The 767-nt window shown below is 56.5% G+C and carries 1 protein-coding gene; it reads right to left on the minus strand.

From position 1 onward, the window contains the following. The coding region (locus L691_RS31775; protein WP_408634732.1) for an RCC1 domain-containing protein at positions 1 to 740 on the minus strand (740 nt) is incomplete at its 3' end. Between the last annotated feature and the right edge of the window lie 27 nt (positions 741 to 767).

Raw genomic sequence — 767 nt, forward strand, 5'->3', positions numbered from 1 at the left:
CCCAACTGGCCATAGCTATTGCTGCTGCCCCATGCCCATACACTTCCATCGGCTTTGGAGGCCACCGCATAAGAGTAGCCTGCAGCCACCGCACTTACGTCACTTAAACCTTCAATTTTCGCAGGTGTACCATTGGTCCAGTTCCACACGTTTCCATCTGCTGAAACCGCATAGTTGCTGCTGCCTCCGGCGATGGCCTGGATCCCGCTCAGTCCGCTCACTGGCGTAAAGGTCTGGTAATTTCCTCCCCAAACGCCTACGCTTCCGTCCTTTTTCAGGGCCAATCCATAATTTGATCCGTTCGCCGCTGCTATGCTCGCGATATTCGTCAGCCCCGTCACTAAGATAGCTTTCGGAGTGACTGCTCCTGTCGCCCCCGGGATTGTATAGTAGCTGCTGCTTCCCCAGCCCCATACCGTTCCTGCACTCGTTAAGGCATAGGCATAACCGTTCCCTGCTGCCAGCGCGCTCACTCCGCTTACACCAAGGACCCGCACTGGCGCATTCCGGTCCGTGGTCGTGTTGTCTCCTAATTGACCGGAAAAGTTAAAGCCCCAGGACCACACTGTCCCGTCATTCTTCAGCGCATAGCTGCTGCTTCCATAGGCCGCGATGGCAATAATGCCGCTCAGGTTCTTCACTTGCACCGGAACCAGGCGGTTCGTGTTGCTTCCATCCCCCAACTGCCCATTACCGTTATTGCCCCACGCCCACACGGTTCCGTCACTTTTGAGCGCCACACTATGCCCGGATCCAGCTGCTACCGA

This window comes from Paenibacillus zanthoxyli JH29, from assembly GCF_000520715.1.
GTDB classification, from domain to species: domain Bacteria; phylum Bacillota; class Bacilli; order Paenibacillales; family Paenibacillaceae; genus Paenibacillus_AQ; species Paenibacillus_AQ zanthoxyli.